Origin of the sequence: Rothia nasimurium (assembly GCF_928382285.1) — a bacterium.
Classification (GTDB): domain Bacteria; phylum Actinomycetota; class Actinomycetes; order Actinomycetales; family Micrococcaceae; genus Rothia; species Rothia nasimurium_E.
Window position 1 is genome coordinate 306,802 of record NZ_CAKMSS010000001.1, and the last position, 18,368, is coordinate 325,169.

12 protein-coding genes and 1 tRNA gene are annotated in these 18,368 nt (G+C 60.9%); 7 read left to right on the plus strand and 6 right to left on the minus strand.

Going from position 1 to position 18,368, the window contains the following annotated elements; genetic code table 11:
* Positions 1 to 251 precede the first annotated feature (251 nt).
* A complete protein-coding gene (gltB, locus tag L6758_RS01325; protein WP_237204865.1) occupies positions 252 to 4,952 on the plus strand; it encodes a glutamate synthase large subunit in 4,701 nt (1,566 codons plus the stop codon).
* Complete coding sequence (locus L6758_RS01330) at positions 4,945 to 6,408, plus strand: glutamate synthase subunit beta (protein WP_237204866.1); 1,464 nt, start codon at positions 4,945 to 4,947, stop codon at positions 6,406 to 6,408. Before gltB ends, L6758_RS01330 begins: the two co-directional genes overlap by 8 nt.
* A gap of 207 nt (positions 6,409 to 6,615) precedes the next feature.
* On the opposite strand, the gene L6758_RS01335 is transcribed toward L6758_RS01330, so the two are convergent.
* Both L6758_RS01335 and L6758_RS01340 read right to left on the minus strand, forming a co-directional pair.
* A complete protein-coding gene (locus L6758_RS01335) occupies positions 6,616 to 7,173 on the minus strand; it encodes a flavodoxin domain-containing protein (RefSeq protein ID WP_237204867.1) in 558 nt (185 codons plus the stop codon).
* Between the two features lie 2 nt (positions 7,174 to 7,175).
* Complete coding sequence (locus L6758_RS01340; protein WP_237204868.1) at positions 7,176 to 7,766, minus strand: flavodoxin domain-containing protein; 591 nt, start codon at positions 7,764 to 7,766, stop codon at positions 7,176 to 7,178.
* A gap of 340 nt (positions 7,767 to 8,106) precedes the next feature.
* On the opposite strand from L6758_RS01340, the gene pyk reads away from it, so the two are divergent.
* The gene (gene pyk / locus L6758_RS01345; protein WP_237204869.1) at positions 8,107 to 9,576 is read left to right on the plus strand and encodes a pyruvate kinase; all 1,470 of its coding nucleotides are present in this window, start codon (positions 8,107 to 8,109) and stop codon (positions 9,574 to 9,576) included.
* 90 nt (positions 9,577 to 9,666) lie between these two features.
* A complete protein-coding gene (locus L6758_RS01350; protein WP_237204870.1) occupies positions 9,667 to 10,122 on the plus strand; it encodes an SRPBCC family protein in 456 nt (151 codons plus the stop codon).
* Positions 10,123 to 10,500: 378 nt separating this feature from the next.
* Here the strand turns inward: L6758_RS01350 and L6758_RS01355 are convergent.
* Positions 10,501 to 10,580, minus strand: a tRNA-Leu gene (locus tag L6758_RS01355).
* A gap of 208 nt (positions 10,581 to 10,788) precedes the next feature.
* Between L6758_RS01355 and L6758_RS01360 the strand changes: the two genes are divergently transcribed.
* Positions 10,789 to 11,403 carry an ANTAR domain-containing response regulator gene (locus tag L6758_RS01360; protein WP_135012073.1) on the plus strand — a complete coding sequence of 205 codons (615 nt, stop codon included), beginning with the start codon at positions 10,789 to 10,791 and terminating at the stop codon, positions 11,401 to 11,403.
* A gap of 123 nt (positions 11,404 to 11,526) precedes the next feature.
* On the opposite strand, the gene L6758_RS01365 is transcribed toward L6758_RS01360, so the two are convergent.
* The 3 genes from L6758_RS01365 to L6758_RS01375 all read right to left on the minus strand — a co-directional run bounded on the left by L6758_RS01365 (position 11,527) and on the right by L6758_RS01375 (position 13,533).
* The gene (locus tag L6758_RS01365) at positions 11,527 to 11,694 is read right to left on the minus strand and encodes a hypothetical protein (protein WP_237204871.1); all 168 of its coding nucleotides are present in this window, start codon (positions 11,692 to 11,694) and stop codon (positions 11,527 to 11,529) included.
* Between the two features lie 24 nt (positions 11,695 to 11,718).
* Complete coding sequence (locus tag L6758_RS01370; protein WP_237204872.1) at positions 11,719 to 12,987, minus strand: dicarboxylate/amino acid:cation symporter; 1,269 nt, start codon at positions 12,985 to 12,987, stop codon at positions 11,719 to 11,721.
* 117 nt (positions 12,988 to 13,104) lie between these two features.
* Positions 13,105 to 13,533, minus strand: coding sequence for a PaaI family thioesterase (locus L6758_RS01375; protein ID WP_237204873.1), 429 nt, complete (start codon positions 13,531 to 13,533; stop codon positions 13,105 to 13,107).
* Positions 13,534 to 13,611: 78 nt separating this feature from the next.
* Here L6758_RS01375 and polA point away from each other — a divergent pair, with 78 nt between their 5' ends.
* Together polA and rpsA are read left to right on the plus strand one after the other, a co-directional pair.
* Complete coding sequence (gene polA / locus L6758_RS01380) at positions 13,612 to 16,431, plus strand: DNA polymerase I (protein WP_237218596.1); 2,820 nt, start codon at positions 13,612 to 13,614, stop codon at positions 16,429 to 16,431.
* 331 nt (positions 16,432 to 16,762) lie between these two features.
* Entirely contained in the window at positions 16,763 to 18,223 is a 1,461-nt protein-coding gene (gene rpsA / locus L6758_RS01385) for a 30S ribosomal protein S1 (RefSeq protein ID WP_237185579.1), read from the plus strand.
* The last annotated feature ends 145 nt before the right edge of the window (positions 18,224 to 18,368 follow it).

Below are 18,368 nucleotides of genomic sequence, written 5' to 3' on the forward strand. Positions count from 1 at the left end.
GAAGTCTCTAGAGACTGATGGAAGATTGCTCTCGCACCTACCCGAATGCGAGGCGAACCGCAGGCTCAGGCCCCCACCCGGGCGTCCTTGAGTCACCACACGCTCCATCGTCACAGCGAGGCGACCACCGACATCTTGTGCTGCAAGGGAGCGGCTAAACCGCAGGCGTCCTGTGCCATCAGCTCCCGCGCGCCCGCCGTTTAGCCTCACCCACCCGGCACCAGAGCCCAACGTAAGTAGGAACGGCCCACATGAGTCACACCATGCTCGGCAGTGCAGTCCACGCCGATAAGACCTTCACCCAGGACCCCCACACCCTCGGGCACGCCCCCTCACCCTTCACCACTTTCGCCTCCATTCCGGAGACCACCGGCCTCTATAGCCCGGAGAACGAAAAGGACGCCTGCGGTCTGGCCATGATTGCCACCTTGCGCGGCACCCCCGGCCACGACATCGTTGATCACGCCCTAACCGCCCTGCGTCGTCTGGAACACCGCGGTGCGGTCGGCGCGGACGAAGGCACGGGCGACGGCGCCGGTATTCTCCTACAGATTCCCGATGCCTTCTTGCGCGAGGTCGTTGATTTTGACCTGCCCGAACTGGGTAAATACGCCGTAGGTACCGCCTACCTGCCCACCGGCGGTGAAAACGCCGAAGAGCTCAAAGAGGGCCTGACCCAGATTGCCCAGCGCGAGGGCCTGCGGGTGCTCGGCTGGCGCGAGGTGCCCGTCAATGCGGATATCGTGGGTAAGGCTGCCCGCGAGGTCATGCCCTACTTCGTGCAAATGTTCATTGCAGAAGCCTCAGGCGAGGATCTGGACGCCGTCAACGCCCCCTTTACCGGTCACATCCCGGTGGTCAACCTGGACGAAGATTCAGAGCGCCGCCAGCTGGACCAGAAGGCCTTCCGCGTGCGCAAGCGGGCCCAGCACAAGCTCGGCGTCTACTTCCCCTCCTTCTCCTCGCGCACCATCGTCTACAAGGGTATGCTGACCACCGCCCAGCTGGAACCCTTCTACCCGGATCTTTCTGACCCGCGGTTTGCCACCAAGCTGGCGATCGTCCACTCGCGTTTCTCCACCAACACCTTCCCCTCCTGGCCCCTGGCCCAGCCCTTCCGCACCATCGCCCACAACGGTGAAATCAACACGGTCAAGGGCAACCGCAACTGGATGCGCGCTCGCCAGTCCCAGCTCAAGTCCCCGGTACTGGGCCGCAACCCCGAAGAGCTCTTCCCGATATGCTCCGTGGGTGCTTCTGACTCCCAGAGCTTCGACGAGGTTGCTGAACTGCTGATGCTCTCGGGTCGCTCGGCTGCCCAGGTGCTCATGATGATGGTTCCCGAGGCCTGGGAAAACCATGAAACCATGGACGAGGACCGCCGCGCCTTCTACCGCTACCACTCCTCCCTCATGGAGCCCTGGGACGGACCTGCCGCTATCGCCTTTACGGACGGCGATAACGTCGGTTCCGTGCTGGACCGCAACGGTTTGCGCCCCGGCCGCTACTGGGTTACTGATGATGGCCTGGTCATTCTGGCCTCAGAGGTCGGCGTGGTCGACATGCCCGAAGAGAAGATCGTTGAGAAGGGCCGCGTTTCGCCCGGCAAGATGTTCTTCGTTGACACCAAGGCAGGACGCCTGGTGCCCGACGAAGAGGTTAAGGCAGCTGTTGCTGCCGAGCAGCCCTGGAAGCAGTGGGCCGATGAGAACATCGTTGACCTGGCTGATCTGCCCGAGCGCGAGCATATCCGCGCCTCCCGCAAGTCGATTCTCAAGCGTCAGCAGACCTTCGGCTACACCGAAGAGGAGCTGCGTAAGATTCTCGCCCCGATGGCCAAGACTGGCGCTGAGCCCATCTACGCCATGGGTACCGATACCCCCATTGTGGTGCTGTCTACCCGCCACCGCCTGCTCTTTGACTACTTCGTGCAGTCCTTTGCCCAGGTGACCAACCCGCCGCTGGACTCCATCCGTGAAGAGCTGGTGACCAGCCTCAAGACCTCTATCGGTGCCGACGGCAACCTGCTGCGCAACGGCCGCGTCAAGGTCCAGCACGTGGGGCTCAACTTCCCCGTCATCAATAACGACGAGCTCGATAAGATTGCCCACATTGAGGACGAGGACGGCATGCCCGCCGCTCTCAAGGTCAGCGGCCTTTACCCGGCTCACGGGGGAGAAGAAGCCCTGCGCGCCCGTATCGCTGAAATCTGTGAAAAGGTTTCTGCCGCGGTAGAACGCGGCGTACAGTTCCTGATTCTTTCAGACCGAAACTCCAACGGCGCCTGGGCGCCCATCCCGTCCCTGCTGCTGACCAGCGCCGTCCACCACCACCTGCTGCGTTCAGCAACCCGCACCAAGGTTGCCCTGATCGTTGAAGCCGGTGACGTGCGCGAAGTCCACCACGTTGCTACCCTCATCGGCTACGGCGCCTCAGCCGTCAACCCCTACCTGGCTATGGAATCGGTCGAAGAACTGGTCGCCCAGGGCGAGATTACCGGGGTGACCGAGTCTGAGGCGGTCTACAACCTGATTAAGGCTTTGGGTAAGGGCCTGCAGAAGATTATGTCCAAGATGGGCATCTCCACCGTCTCCTCCTACTGCGGGGCCCAAACCTTTGAGGCCCTGGGCCTGTCCCAGAGCCTGGTTGACCAGTACTTCACCGGCACCCACTCCCAGATGAACGGTGTGGGGCTGAACGTCATCGAAGCTGAGGTTCGTAAGCGTCACCACGATGCCTACCCCGACGACGGTGTTGCCGTACCCCACCGCGCCCTGGAAACCGGCGGCGAATACGACTGGCGTCGCGAGGGCCCGCCCCACCTCTTCAACCCCCAGACCATCTTCCGTCTGCAGCACTCGACCAAGACCCGTCGCTACGACATCTTCAAGTCCTACACCAAGCTGGTTGACGACCAGGCCAAGGACCTGATGACCCTGCGCGGCCTCTTCACCTTCACCGAAGACCGCACCCCCATCTCCATCGACGAGGTTGAGCCCGTCAGCGAGATCGTCAAGCGTTTCTCCACCGGTGCTATGAGCTACGGCTCTATCTCCAAGGAAGCCCACGAGACCCTGGCAATTGCCATGAACCGCCTGGGCGCTAAGTCCAACACCGGCGAGGGCGGTGAGGACGTCGACCGTCTGCTCGACCCCGAGCGTCGCTCCGCTATCAAGCAGGTAGCCTCCGGCCGCTTCGGCGTCACCTCCCTCTACCTGACCAACGCCGACGACATCCAGATCAAGATGGCCCAGGGCGCTAAGCCCGGTGAGGGCGGTCAGCTCATGGCTCAGAAGGTCTACCCCTGGGTGGCCAAGACCCGTCACTCCACCCCCGGTGTCTCCCTGATTTCGCCCCCGCCCCACCACGATATCTACTCCATCGAGGACCTCGCCCAGCTCATCTATGACTGCAAGCGGGCTAACCCGTCCGCCCGCGTTCACGTGAAGCTGGTGTCTGAAATCGGTATCGGCACCGTGGCCGCAGGCGTGACCAAGGCTAAGGCGGACGTCGTGCTCATCTCGGGCCACGACGGCGGCACCGGTGCAGCCCCGCTCAACTCCCTCAAGCACGCAGGTGCCCCCTGGGAGCTCGGCCTGGCTGAAGCCCAGCAGACCCTCATGATCAACGGCCTGCGCGACCGCGTCGTCGTCCAGGCGGACGGCCAGCTCAAGACCGGCCGCGACGTCATCATCGCCGCCCTGCTGGGCGCCGAAGAATACGGCTTCGCCACCGCACCCCTGGTCGTCGAAGGCTGCATCATGATGCGCAAGTGCCACCTGGATACCTGCCCTGTGGGCGTTGCCACCCAGAACCCCGACCTGCGTGCCCGCTTCACCGGCCAGGCAGACCATGTGGTCAACTTCTTTGAGTTCATCGCTGAAGAGGTGCGCGAATACCTGGCCCAGCTGGGCTTCCGCACCCTGGACGAAGCTATCGGCCACGCCGAGGTACTCGACATGTCCCAGGCTATCGACCACTGGAAGGCCGACGGTCTTGACCTGACCAAGGTGCTCACCTCCACCGCCGTGGAATACGAGGGTCAGGGCATCCGCCACCTCAAGGACCAGGACCACGAACTCGACCAGCATATCGACAACACCTTCATCGCAGCTGCCCAGGAAACCCTGAGCGACCGCACCCCGGTTGCTATCGACTCACCGGTGGTCAATACCGACCGCTCCGTGGGCACCATGCTGGGCCACACCGTCACCAAGACCTTCGGCATTGAGGTATTGGACCACGACTCCATCACCCTCAACCTCACAGGCCACGCCGGCCAGTCACTGGGCGCCTTCCTGCCCCAGGGCATCACCATCCGCCTAACCGGTGACTCCAACGACTACGTGGGCAAGGGTCTCTCCGGTGGTCGCATCATCGTGGCTCCGGACGCGGCAGCTCCCCTGGTTGCCGAAGAGAACGTGGTTGCCGGTAACGTCATTGGCTACGGCGCTACCAGCGGCGAAATGTTCATCCGCGGTATCGTCGGTGAACGTTTCTTAGTCCGTAACTCAGGGGCAACCGCCGTCGTTGAAGGTATTGGCGACCACGGCTGTGAGTACATGACCGGTGGTAAGGCCCTGATCCTGGGCTCAACCGGCCGCAACTTTGGTGCGGGCATGAGCGGTGGCACCGCCTACGTGCTCGACCTCGACATGGCCAAGGTTAATAAGCAGTCCCGCGAATCCGGCGAACTAGGCTTCCTGGAACTAACCGAGGACGACCGCGCCGAGGTTGCCCAGCTGCTGACCCGCCACCACACCGAGACCGGCTCGACCCTGGCGTCCGCCCTGCTCGAAGACCTGGAGGGCACCTACGCCCGCATCACCAAGGTACTGCCGCGCGACTTTGCCGCCGTACAAGCTATCCGCGCCGAGGCCGAAGCCGCCGGCGAAGACACCGAATCTATGCAGGTTTGGAACAAGATTTTGGAGGTGACCGCTCGTGGCTGATCCCCGCGGTTTTCTGAAAGTAACCACCCGTCAAGACCGGCCTAAGCGCCCCGTGCCCGTGCGAATCCTGGACTGGAAGGAAGTTCAGGTCGCCCAGAACTCGGCTGTGCTCAAGACCCAAGCCTCCCGCTGTATGGACTGCGGCGTTCCCTTCTGCCACGTCGGCTGCCCCCTGGGCAACCTGATTCCTGAATGGAACGACCTGACCTGGCGGGAGCAAACCGAAAAGGCCGTTGAGCGCCTGCACGCGACCAACAACTTCCCCGAGTTCACCGGACGCGTCTGCCCGGCTCCCTGCGAAACCTCCTGCGTGCTGGGTATCAACCAGCCCGCGGTGACCATCAAGCAGATTGAATACACCATTGCTGAGCAGGCCTTCGAGGGCGGCTACATCGAGCCCATTATGCCCGACCGCATGCTCGATAAGACCGTGGCAGTGGTCGGTTCAGGCCCCGCCGGTCTGGCAGCTGCCCAGCAGCTGACCCAGGCAGGCTTCACCGTCGCCGTCTTCGAACGGGACGATAAGGTGGGCGGTCTGCTGCGCTACGGTATTCCCGATTTCAAGCTAGAAAAAGATATCGTTGACCGCCGAATTGAGGTTATGAAGGCCGAAGGAACCCGCTTCCGCACCGGTGTTGAAATCGGCAAAGACATCACCTGGGATGACCTCAAGCGCCGCTACGACGCCGTCATCGTGGCCACCGGCGCCACCGCCCCGCGCGCCCTGCCTATTCCCGGCGCTGACCTGGAGGGCGTCCACTACGCCATGCCCTACCTGACCGAAGCTAACCGGGTGGTAGCTGGTGACCTAGAAGCCCCGACCATCAACGCCGCAGGCAAGCACGTCATCGTGCTGGGCGGTGGCGACACCGGCTCCGACTGCATCGGCACCGCCGTGCGTCAGGGGGCAGCCTCCATTACCACCCTGGCTATCGGCAAGAAGCCGGGTGCCGAGCGTCCGGAGAACGAACCCTGGCCCATGTTCCCCAAGGTCTTTGAGGTTTCCTCCTCTCACGAAGAAGGCGGCGAACGCAAGTACCTGGCCTCCACCGTCGAATTCGTGGGGGAGGGCGGCAAACTCACCGGCCTCAAGGTCGCAGAAACCGAATACCTACCCGACGGCCGCCGCGTGCCCAAGGCAGGCACCGAGCACGTCATCCCCGCTGACCTGGTCTTCCTGGCCCTGGGCTTCACCGGCCAGGAAAACGATGCCATCACCACCCAGGTCGGCGCAGAACTCGACCACCGCACCAACGTTGCCCGCGACGAGAACTACATGACTAACGTCCCCGGCGTCTTCTCTTGCGGCGATGCCGGCCGTGGCCAGTCCCTGGTCGTCTGGGCCATCGCCGAAGGACGGGCCTGCGCCGCAGCAGTCGAAAAGCACCTGACCGGCTCCACCCTGCTGCCGGCCCCCGTCGCCCCCAGCGACCGGGCGATTGATTTGGCGCTCTAAGGACGGACGGTAGACAGACTCACGCTCGCTGCCGACCCTCTCGTCTGGTTCGCTTCGCTCACAAGACGATTCACGCCAGCCCCGAGCCAGCAGCTTCGCTGTGAGTCTGCCTACCTACCTTTGGCAACGAAGCACCACCAAAACAGCGGCCCCGCCTCAGAATCTCTGGGGCGGGGCCGGTTTTTCTGTGGGTGCCTTGGTCTTTCCTTAGGCTAGGGCGGCTACTGCCTCGACCAGCGGTTCAACCTGCTCTTGACTGGAGTAGTCAACGGTTTTGCGGGTGAAACTGTCGAGCATCTGCTGGTTAGCTTCAGTTTTCTTGGGCAGGGCTGCGATAGCTGAGCGGATGCCCACCATCACGGTTTTGTGCTTGAAAGAAAGCCGGGTGTGGTCGAGGCCGCCGCGCAGGTGGTAGGTGCCCAGGGCGTCCTGAACCAGGCTCTCACCCAGGTTCTTGGCTAGCAGGGCATCGAGCTTTTGCTGGCTTGCTCCCGCTAGTCCGCTAAAGGAGACGGTAAAGAGGGCGTAGGGCTTGGACCGTAGCTCCTGCTCGTACTTTTTCAGCTCCTGGGCGCCGGTGAGAAAGCCGCCGTAGTCGCTCAGGCCTGCCACGAGCACGTCTGCATCTGCCACGGCTCGTTCGGTCAGTGCATCCAGGGGAAGTAATTGCACGGCGTACTGCCCTTCAAGCTGCTGCTCAGCCCAGCGGGCGTACTGCTCGGTATAGCCGTACTGGCTCCCGTAGGTAATGAGGAGAGTTTTCATGACTATGAGGCTGCGATGTCGGTCAGGTAGGTCTCAACCTCGGCGACCAGGGGCTTGGTCCATTCGCGGTTGGTGTGGTCGGCGCCGCCGTTTTCGAAGGCTTCGATGAGCTGCTTGTCGTACTCGTTTTGCTTGGGCTTGAGCTTGTAGGCGGTCTTGACGCCGGTGAGCGCGGTCTTGTGTAGCTTGGACATTTCGTCCATCTTGAGGCCCCCGCGGAAGTGGAAGGCGGGGCGGTCGCCGGCAACGTCTGCCTTGTAGCTCTTCATGACGCGATCGTCGAGGTAGGAGCGGGGGTAAACCTCGGTGCCGTTGAAGGAGACGGTGTAGAAGACGCGGTTGGGCACGGTGAGCATGGCTTCGCGGCGCTTGCGCAGGGTGGGGGCGCCGGTGAGGAAGCCGCCCAGGTAGCTGGCGCCGACGATGAGTACGTCGGCTGCTTCAATCATTTCGTCGGTGGCTTCGGCGACGGGGGAGAGGGTTACCTGGGGCGCGGACGCGTGAGCACGCAGGTCTTCTGCGATCCAGTGGGCGTAGCGTTCGGTGTGACCGTAGGTGGAGCCGAAGAGGATGAGGACGTTCGGGGTAGGCATGGGCACTCTTTCGTCGGTTTGCGGGTGGGCTGCTTATGTTGTGTTCTGAATTCAGGATACGCGCCCGGGGTGGGCGCTCTCAAAGCTGACAAGCTTAGATGACGGATTTTGTTTGTTTGTGACTGTTTGTGTGTGTTTTGGTGGGGTTTGTGTCGAATATTTACATAGAAAGTGCCCAATGCCTCCACCAAAACCTCACGAAACAACGTATAATGAGGTGTGGACATGTTGGTTTCATGCTGACTATCTGTGAATATGTTGGTTGTTGGCGGTGGTCAATCCGCTACCGACAGAAACCACACCAAAGGTTCTCAGACCCCTACAAACCTAAGGTTGATTGATGAGACGCGCAAAGATTGTTTGTACTATTGGCCCCGCAATTTCTGCACCCGAGAAAATTGCAGCGGCTATCGAAGCGGGCATGAACGTCGCCCGCCTGAACATGAGCCACGGTGACCACGAGGTTCACACCAACTCATACGCAACCATCCGCGAGCAGGCCGAAAAGCTTGGTCACAACGTCGCGATTCTCGCCGACCTTCAGGGCCCCAAGATTCGCCTCGAAACTTTCAAGAACGGCGCTGAGGTTCTCGAACCCGGTGACACCTTCAAGATCACCATCGAAGATGTTGAGGGCACCAAGGAAATCTGCGGCACCACCTTCAAGGGCCTGCCCGGTGATGTCAAGCCCGGCGACACCCTGCTGATTGACGATGGCAAGATCCGCCTCGAAGCTATCGAGGTTGACGAGACCACCGTGACCACCCGCGTCATCGTTGGTGGTCCCATCTCTAACAACAAGGGCATCAACCTGCCCGGCGTTGCTGTTTCCATCCCCGCCCTCACCGAGAAGGACGAGCGCGACCTGCGCTTCGCCCTGAACCTGGGCGTGGACATCATCGCTCTCTCCTTCGTCCGTTCCGGCGACGACATCCAGCGCGTTCACGAAATCATGGAAGAAGAAGGCCGTAAGATCGCCGTCATCGCCAAGATTGAAAAGCCCCAGGCAGTTGAAAACCTGCAGGATATTGTCGACAGGTTCGACGGCATCATGGTTGCCCGTGGCGACCTGGGCGTGGAGTTCCCCCTCGAAGAGGTTCCCCTGGTGCAGAAGCGCGCCATTGAGCTGGCCCGCCGCTGGGCAAAGCCCGTTATCGTGGCAACCCAGGTGCTGGAAACCATGATTCAGAACCCCACCCCCACCCGTGCAGAGGCCTCCGACTGCGCGAACGCTATCCTCGACGGTGCCGACGCCGTCATGCTCTCCGGTGAAACCTCGGTGGGTAAGTACCCCATCATCACCATCCAGACCATGGCTCGCATCATCAAGTCCACCGAAGAGCGCGGCCTCTTCCGCGTTCCCGAGCTGGGCACCTCACCCAAGACTCGCGGTGGCGCTATCACCCGCGCAGCGGTCAACATCGCTGACCAGCTGGATGTTAAGTACATCGCCACCTTCACCCAGTCCGGTGACACAGCCCGCCGTCTTGCCCGTCTGCGTCCGGCCAAGCCTGTGCTTGCCCTGACCCCCGAGCCCTCCGTCCGCGCCTTCCTCTCCCTGCTGTGGGGTGTTGAGGCAGCAGTTTCACCCACCGCTAAGGACACCGACGAGATGACCGCCGTGGTCGACCGCTACATGCTGGCTAACGGCCTGGCTCAGGCTAACGACATGATCGTCATGGCTGCCGGTTCACCTCCCGGTGTTGCAGGCTCCACCAATACCGTCAAGGTTCACCGCGTTGGTGACCTTGATGACGCCGGTGCTGTGCTCCCCGAGGCCCGCGAGCAGGTCGGCCCCTACACCGACTAAGGGTTAGCCCGCTCTTAGGAGCTGATATGAAGGCCCCGCCGCTTCATTACGATGAAGTGGCGGGGCCTTCGTCTAGGTAAAATGGTTGACATGACAAATACTTTACTCACTCGCTCCACCGTTATTGATGCCCCCGTTGATCAGGTTCGCGCCCTGATTGAGGACCTACACGCCTGGGAAAACTGGTCGCCCTGGCAGGAGCTTGACCCCGCTATGCAGCAGACCTACTCCGGTGCCGAACGCGGCATCGGCGCAAAGATGGCCTGGGCCGGCAACAAGAAGGCCGGTGAGGGCCGCATGACCGTGGCCACCGTGCAGGACGACCTGGTTGAGGTTGATATCGAATTCATCAAGCCCTGGGCAGCTAAGAACCGCAGCCACATTAAGCTACAGCAGGTTGGCGAGGGCACCGCGGTCTCGTGGTCGATGAGTGGTGAGCAGAACCTGATGATGAAGGTGATGTTCAAGGTCTTTAATATGCAGAAGCGTATCGGCGCGGACTTTGAGCGCGGCTTAGCCCGCCTTAAGGCGGTAGCAGAGCGTTAGGACGCCCGCCGCCCCCGGTCGCCTGCGGGAAAGTTCTTCGTCATGTAGGGGTCATAGCTACCTATTATGATTGAAAAATGAACTTTAACCTGACTGGCAGGTGTAGACTGGTTAATGGTGATTCAGGACCGGAGATTTGGTTTTGAATCGAACCGCCGTAGGAACCACAAGATCAAAGCCTAGCTTCGGTCTTGTCTCCTCACCAGCCCGCCCGCCCCTATGGAGTGGGCGGGTTTTTTGTAAAGATTATTTCGCTTGATGAGCGGCGCGAGCTGGCCTAAAAATCAATGGGGTTCAAAAAGAGGTTCACCCCATTTTTGAGAGGACAACGAAAAGCCCCCGCCCTGGAATGTTTGACCAGGTCGGGGGCTTGTTTTGTGCCCAAGGTGGGACTCGAACCCACACTCCGAAGAACCGCATTTTGAGTGCGGCGCGTCTGCCAATTCCGCCACTTGGGCAAGTGCGAAAGCTCTTCTACAATACACGTTTCTGCCCGCTAAAAGCCAATCGGCCCTCACCCTGGAAGAAAGAACCCGCCCCCGACTAAGATAGGAATCGAAGAGGGTACGCACCGTCACCCGTTGCATGCACGCCCACAAGGTTGTGCGCGTGCGAAAATAGATAGCGAACCTCAACCAAACGCTGAATTGACCTAAGGAGCAGGGTATGTCAGAGCAGACCACCCAGGAGCCCGAGAACCACGATCAGCAGCCCGCACGCACCGTCGTCGTCGCTGAAGACGAGGCGCTGATTCGCCTCGACATCGTCGAAATCCTCAAAGACCAGGGCTTTAACGTCATTGCCGAAACCGACAACGGTAAAAAGGCTGTAGAACTGGCCGAAGAACACCGTCCCGACCTGGTCCTCATGGACGTCAACATGCCTATCATGGACGGCATCGAAGCAGCGGGTCAGATTAGCGAGCAGCAGCTGGCCCCGGTCGTCCTGCTCACCGCCTTTAGCCAGAAAGAGCTGGTGGACCGCGCCACTGAGGCAGGTGCCATGGCCTACGTGGTCAAGCCCTTCACCCCCAACGATCTCATCCCTGCTATCGAGGTGGCCATCAGCCGCTACGAGCAGATTCGGGCTCTCCAAGACGAAGTCACCAGCATCAAGGAGCAGTTTGAGACCCGCAAGCTGGTCGACCGCGCTAAGTCACTGCTGATGACCAAGATGGGGCTCAGTGAGCCTGAGGCCTTCCGCTGGATTCAGAAGACCTCCATGGACCGCCGCCTCTCCATGCGCGAGGTCGCCGAAACCATCGTCAAGCAGGTTCAGTAGGGTAGCACCCCCAGCCTGTAACAAAGCCCGCCCCAGCGTATTGCTGGAGCGGGCTTTGCTGTATCAAAAGAAGGGGGCGGACGCCTGCCGGTGGGGTAGGCGTCCGCCCCTTCTTTCGTGGTGCTAGAGGGCGTCCTTGTGGTCGCTCTTAGTTCCGATTCCCCAGAGGGTAATGGCGGCGCTGATAGTCACAGCGGCCCACCAGAGGCCGCCCTGGCTCAGGGCCGTCACAGTGAAAATGAGGGTCAGTACCAGGAAGACATTGCCGATGAGTTTGCGGCGTGCGGTCATGGTGGGCCTTTCGTGAACTGGAGGTTAGTGGGCTGCTGCCAGGCTGCCGTCGCGCTCGTCGGCCTCGGGCAGGTCGTCCTCGTCCGCGCCGAAGGCCTTAGCAAGACGCTCGGTGAGGGATGCGATAGCGGCGTCACCGGTGACGTTGGTGGCGGTGCCGAAGGAGTCCTGAGCCAGGTAGAGGGCAATCATCAGGGCAATCATGGATTCGTCGAAGCCCAGCATGGACTGGAGCAGGCCGATAGCGGTCATGACTGCACCACCGGGGACGCCGGGGGCGGCAACCATCATCAGGCCCAGAACCAGTACCACGGGAATCATGGCGGTGAAGCTCAGGGAGCCGCTGGTCATGTACACCACGGCTACCGCGCAGGAGGTAATGGTGATCATTGAGCCTGAGAGATGGATGGTGGCGCACAGGGGGATAGCGAAGTCCACAATCTTGCCCTTGATACCCACGTTCTTAGCTGAGGCTACGGTCACGGGGATGGTGGCGGCCGATGACTGGGTGCCGATAGCGGTGAAGTAGGCGGGCAGCATGCCGCGCAGCATGGTGATGGGGTTGCGTTTAGTGGCAGCACCGGCGACGGTGTACTGGATAGCCAGCATGACCCAGTGCAGCAAGATGACCATGATGAAGACCTTGCCGAAGACCGCAAGAATCTGGCCGACCTGGCCGGCCATGGTCATGTTGGCAAAGACACCCACGATGTGGACGGGCAGCAGGGGGATAATGACGTAGCCCAGGAGCTTTTCGATGATGGTCTGGAAGTCCTGGAAGAGGTTCAGCATGTTCTTGCTGTTCAGGGCGGTGATGCCCAGACCCATGATGAAGGCCAGAATTAGGGCGCTCATGACCGACATGATGGGGTCAAGAGTGAATTCCAGGTAGCCGGCAGAGAGGGCTTCTTCAGGGTTCTCGAAGGCAGTGAGCTGCTGGCCCTTGAGGATGATGGGGTAAATGAAGTGGGCCACGGTCACGGCAAGGAAGCCCGCTGCAATGGAGGAGGTATAGGCCAAGCCAACGGTGGTGCCGAGCAGTTTGCCTGCGCCCTTGGCCAGTGAGCCGATACCGGGCACGATAAAGCCGATGATAATCAGCGGAATCGCGAAGCTCAGGAAGGCGCTAAAGACGGTGGAGAAGGAGACAAAGAGCTGGACGACGAAGTCGGTGGGAACGGCTGTTCCCAGGGCGTCGTTGATGCCGGAGATAAGGCCGGGGGTGAAGGCACCGATGAGGATACCGCCGAGGATTGCGACGATAATCCACACGAGCAGAGGAATCTTCTTCATGGGGTTCCTTGGTGTTGTGTGGTCTTGTGTGCGTTTGCACGGACTGTGTCAGTTTATCAGGACGCCGCCAGGGGCGCCCTGAGTTAAGGGGCGGACGCCGGGGCTAGGGGGAGATTGCTAGGACAGGTCGATGATGTTGTTGGTAATGCGGGCGGTAGCAATGAGCTTGCCAGCTTCGTCGCTGATATCAATGGCGTGGACGCAGACGGTGCGGCCCAGCTTGACCGCCCGGCAGGTCGCGGTGACGGTGCCGGAGCGAACCGAGCGCAGGTGGGTGATGTTCAAATCAACGCCCACAGCAGCCTTCTTCTGCTCGGCCACCGAAAGAAAGGCAGAGATAGACCCCAGGGTTTCTGCCAGGGCGGCAGAGGCGCCCCCGTGAAGCAGGCCCACCGGCTGGGTGTTGCCCTCCACCGGCATAGTGGCGACGGTCAGTTCGGGGGAGGCTTCCAGAATCGTGATGCCCAGCTTCTGCGCCAGGGCCCCTGCCCCTAGCCGTTCAAGTATCTGCTGGTAGCGGGCGTCCTGCTCCCGGGTCTCGGTCATGGGTGCTCCTTAGAAAATAGGGGGAGATTGTCTGCCTTCAATCGTAGGGCAGGGGCAGGCGGTAGGATGGTAGGCGTGATGACTAGACCTGAAACTTCTGCACCTGCACCCGGTAAGCTCATGCTCATTGACGGGCATTCCCTGGCTTTCCGTTCTTTCTACGGCACCCCGGTGGATGTCTTTGTGAATGCTGAGGGCCAGCATACCAACGCGGTTCATGGCTTCCTCTCAACCCTGATTTCTCTGATTAAAAATGAGCAGCCCAGCCACATTATTGTGGCCTTTGACCTCTCCGGCGGAACCTTCCGCACCGAGGAATACGGTGAGTATAAGGGTGGGCGTAATGAAACCCCACAGGAGTTCTTTGGTCAGATTGAGCTGATTCAGAAGGCCCTGGCGGCCCTGAACATTCCTTCGGTGACCCTGCCGCGCTATGAGGCTGACGATATTGTCGCTACCTACACCCGTCAGGGGCGGGAGGCTGGCTTTGAGGTGCAGATTGTGTCGGGTGACCGCGATGCCTTCCAGCTGGTGACCGATACCGTTACTGTGCTGTACCCGGTCACGACCGGCCCTACCAAGGGCATTCGCTACATGACCCCGGCTGCCGTCGAGCAGAAGTATAAGGTTGCACCTCACCTTTACCCCGACCTTGCTGCCCTCACCGGCGAGCAGGCAGACAACCTGCCGGGCGTGCCCGGCGTGGGCCCTGGCTTTGCCGCCAAGTGGATTAACGAATACGGCGATCTCAAGGGCGTGCTGGACAACGCCGAGAAGATCAAGGGTAAGAAGGGCGAGGCCCTGCGCGAGCATATCGATGATGTGCTGCGCAACCGCCGCCTCAACCGCCTGGTGGACGACCTTGACCTGCCGGTCACCCTCGATGATGCTGAGGGCTACGGCCCTAACGCTGAGGAGCTTGAAGAGCTCTTTGACTACCTAGAGTTCAACTCCATCCGCAAGCGCGTCGCTGAGCTCTTTGAGGGCATGCAGCAAGCTACACCTGCGGTTGAGATTGATATTGAAACGGTTGAGACCATCACCAGCGCGGACGACCTCACCGCCTTCCTGGCGGCTGCCCCCGAAGCGCTCGCGGCGGTTGAACGGTCGGCCGAAGTACCTGAACGCCTGGCGCAGGCCATCACCCTCTGGCCTGTGGTTGATGAGCAGGCCGGTGAAAAGGGGCTGGCCCACGGCCAGGCCCTGTACGGCCTCATGCTGGTTGCCGGTGCCCGCGCAGCCTACCTTGATGTTGAGAAGCAGGCGGACGGCGTCCGCACGGCTCTGCGCGACTGGCTGGGGGACGCGTCCGCCCCCAAAATCACCTTCGATGTTAAGCAGAACTTTAAGTCGCTAGACGCCTACGACCTGCCCCTAGCGGGCGTTATCGAAGACCCGGTACTCTCCTCCTACGTCTGTGGCTTTATTCCCGCCGCCCGCCGCCGCGGCCCCCGCGAAATGCTTGAAGACCTGACCCGCGATTACCTGGGTCAGACCTACCCTGCTGCCCCCGAACAAGAGGAGCAGGGCGAACTCTTCTCCCTGGAGCCGGCTGTCGATACCGCCCGCCAGGCGCTCCTTGCCCGATACGTCCAAGAACTGGCCTACGCCCTGCACCTTGACCTGGTTGCCAAAAACCAGCTCGGTCTCTACGAAGAAATCGAACTGCCGGCCGCGTCCGCCCTGGCCCGCATGGAAATTGCCGGTGTCGCTATCGACGCCAGCGCTATCTCAGACCTCAAGAGCTACTACGGTGAGCACGTCACTCGCGCCACCGAAGCGGCCTACGAAATTCTGGGGCACGAGGTCAACCTGTCCTCGCCCAAGCAGCTGCAGGGCGTCCTCTTTGACGAACTAGGCCTGCCCACCACCCGCAAACTCAAGAGCGGCTACTCTACCGACGCCGATTCCCTGCAGGGAATCCTGGGCCAGGTGGACCCCGACAGTCAAGGGGCCTCCTTCCTAGGCGAACTGCAAACCTACCGCGACTACACCAAGCTCAAGCAGACCGTTGAAGGGCTGGGTAAGGCAACCGCAGCGGACGGCCGCATTCACACCACCTACCAGCAGAATGTGGCTGCCACAGGGCGACTCTCATCCACCGACCCCAACCTGCAGAACATCCCGATCCGAACCGAAGAAGGGCGCAAGATTCGCGATGCCTTCGTCGTGGCCCCCGAGCCGGTCGACGGCACCGACTACACCACCCTGCTCACCGCCGACTACTCCCAGATTGAAATGCGCATCATGGTGCACCTGTCGGACGATGAAGACCTCATTGCTGCCTATCAGGCGGGGGAGGACCTGCACCGCTTCGTTGGCTCAGAAGTATTCGGTGTTGCACCCGAAGACGTAACCCCCGAGATGCGTTCCAAGGTCAAGGCCATGAGCTACGGACTGGCCTACGGCCTCTCGCCCTTTGGGCTCTCTAAGCAGCTGGGTATCAGCGTGGACGAAGCTACCAGCCTGCGCACCAACTACTTCCAGCGCTTCGGTAAGGTCGGCAGGTTCCTGCGCTCCATCGTGCGCGAGGCCCACAAGACCGGCTACACCGAGACCATGTTTGGCCGCCGCCGCGCCCTGCCCGACCTGGCCTCATCCAACCGTCAGCGCCGTGAAGCCGCCGAACGCGCAGCCCTCAACTCACCCATTCAGGGCACGGCCGCCGACATCATCAAAATCGCCATGATCAACATCGACGAGCGCCTTCGCCGCGAAAACCTCGCCAGCCGCATGCTCCTGCAGGTACACGACGAATTGATCCTCGAAGTTGCCGCAGGTGAAGAAAAGCTCGCCGAGGCAATCCTGGTTGAAGAAATGAGTGGGGCAGCCTCCCTTCGCGTCCCCCTGGACGTCCAGGTCGGCTGGGGTCGCTCCTGGCACGAGGCAGGGCACTAGCAGGGCGGGCATAAGGTGCGCGGACGCCGGTACAACACACCCGGGCGCGGGGTAAGACCAACATCACCCCACTTTCCCGTGAACACGCGGTGAAAACGCCCACTAAACCATTGACCGGCACCCGCACGCGCCCTAGACTTGAATCTGTGCGTGTACAGTGCCCGCCTCGGCGTCCGCACGGCACCCGCACACCATATTGTCCGTATCAACGCTCAATACAGAGAACCATGCGGACCTTACCCCGCCCACAGCCACAAGCTACACCGCGGGACCCAGTAAGGCCTTGCCTGTATTGACCTAGAAAACTATCCATATTGGAGCCCTACTCTCTATGAGCACCAACGTTCCCCAGGTTGCAATCAACGACATCGGCAACGAAGAAGAATTCCTCGCAGCAGTCGACGCAACCATCAAGTACTTCAACGACGGCGATCTCGTTTCAGGCGAAGTTGTCAAGGTTGACCACGACGAGGTACTGCTCGACATCGGCTACAAGACCGAAGGCGTCATCCCCTCACGTGAACTTTCCATCAAGCACGACGTAGATCCCGACGAAGTTGTTTCTGTTGGTGACACCGTTGAAGCTCTTGTCCTCACCAAGGAAGACAAGGAAGGCCGCCTGATTCTCTCCAAGAAGCGCGCACAGTACGAGCGCGCCTGGGGCGACATCGAGAAGGTCAAGGAAGAAGACGGCGTCGTTACCGGTACCGTCATCGAGGTCGTCAAGGGTGGTCTTATCCTCGACATCGGCCTGCGTGGCTTCCTCCCCGCTTCACTCGTCGAAATGCGTCGCGTCCGCGACCTGGCACCCTACATCGGCCAGGAAATCGAAGCCAAGATCATCGAGCTCGACAAGAACCGCAACAACGTTGTTCTGTCACGCCGTGCATGGCTCGAGCAGACCCAGTCAGAGGTCCGCTCAACCTTCCTCAACCAGCTCGAAAAGGGCCAGGTTCGTACCGGCGTTGTCTCCTCCATCGTTAACTTCGGTGCCTTCGTTGACCTCGGCGGCGTTGACGGTCTCGTCCACGTATCCGAGCTCTCCTGGAAGCACATCGACCACCCCTCAGAGGTTGTCGAAGTTGGCGACGAAGTCACCGTTGAGGTCCTCGAAGTTGATCACGACCGTGAGCGCGTCTCACTGTCACTGAAGGCTACCCAGGAAGATCCCTGGCAGGCATTCGCTCGCACCCACGCACTGGGTCAGGTTGTACCCGGTAAGGTCACCAAGCTCGTACCCTTCGGCGCATTCGTTCGCGTTGAAGACGGCATCGAAGGCCTCGTCCACATCTCCGAACTCGCCGTTCGCCACGTGGACCTGGCAGAGCAGGTTGTCTCCGTCGGTGACGAACTGTTCGTCAAGGTTATCGACATCGACCTCGACCGTCGCCGCATCTCCCTGTCACTGAAGCAGGCCAACGAAGGTGTAGACCCCGAGTCCACCGAGTTCGACCCCGCTCTCTACGGCATGGCTGCAGAGTACGACGAAGAAGGCAACTACAAGTACCCCGAGGGCTTCGACCCCGAGACCAACGAATGGCTCGAAGGCTTCGAAACCCAGCGTGCAGCATGGGAGCAGCAGTACGCTGACGCCCAGGCTCGCTGGGAAGCTCACAAGGTACAGGTTGCTAAGGCTCTCGAAGCCGACGCAGAAGCAGCAGCTGCTGCCCCCGCGTCCGCTCCCGCTGAAGCTGCACCCACCTCATACTCATCCGAGAAGCCTGCCGAAACCGGCACCCTGGCTTCCGATGAGGCACTGGCTGAGTTGCGCAAGAAGCTGACCGGCAACTAATTCTTTGAATTAGCCACAGCTGGCAAGGGCCCCTTTCACCTTCGGGTGGGAGGGGTCCTTGTCTGTAGGGTGCAACGTGCGTGCGAGGGCGTAGAGGCGGGCGTCATGCCTATAGTTCATGCTCAGGCTAGGGTTAGTTAACCTT

Excerpts from the sequence above, each read along its gene's own strand:
- L6758_RS01350 (WP_237204870.1), top strand. The coding sequence starts at position 9,667 with ATGACAAATACTTTACTCACTCGCTCCACCGTTATTGATGCCCCCGTT.
- L6758_RS01340 (WP_237204868.1), bottom strand. The coding sequence starts at position 7,766 with ATGCCTACCCCGAACGTCCTCATCCTCTTCGGCTCCACCTACGGTCAC.
- L6758_RS01360 (WP_135012073.1), top strand. The coding sequence starts at position 10,789 with ATGTCAGAGCAGACCACCCAGGAGCCCGAGAACCACGATCAGCAGCCC.
- L6758_RS01365 (WP_237204871.1), bottom strand. The coding sequence starts at position 11,694 with ATGACCGCACGCCGCAAACTCATCGGCAATGTCTTCCTGGTACTGACC.
- gltB (WP_237204865.1), top strand. The coding sequence starts at position 252 with ATGAGTCACACCATGCTCGGCAGTGCAGTCCACGCCGATAAGACCTTC.
- pyk (WP_237204869.1), top strand. The coding sequence starts at position 8,107 with ATGAGACGCGCAAAGATTGTTTGTACTATTGGCCCCGCAATTTCTGCA.
- L6758_RS01335 (WP_237204867.1), bottom strand. The coding sequence starts at position 7,173 with ATGAAAACTCTCCTCATTACCTACGGGAGCCAGTACGGCTATACCGAG.
- L6758_RS01370 (WP_237204872.1), bottom strand. The coding sequence starts at position 12,987 with ATGAAGAAGATTCCTCTGCTCGTGTGGATTATCGTCGCAATCCTCGGC.
- polA (WP_237218596.1), top strand. The coding sequence starts at position 13,612 with ATGACTAGACCTGAAACTTCTGCACCTGCACCCGGTAAGCTCATGCTC.
- L6758_RS01375 (WP_237204873.1), bottom strand. The coding sequence starts at position 13,533 with ATGACCGAGACCCGGGAGCAGGACGCCCGCTACCAGCAGATACTTGAA.
- rpsA (WP_237185579.1), top strand. The coding sequence starts at position 16,763 with ATGAGCACCAACGTTCCCCAGGTTGCAATCAACGACATCGGCAACGAA.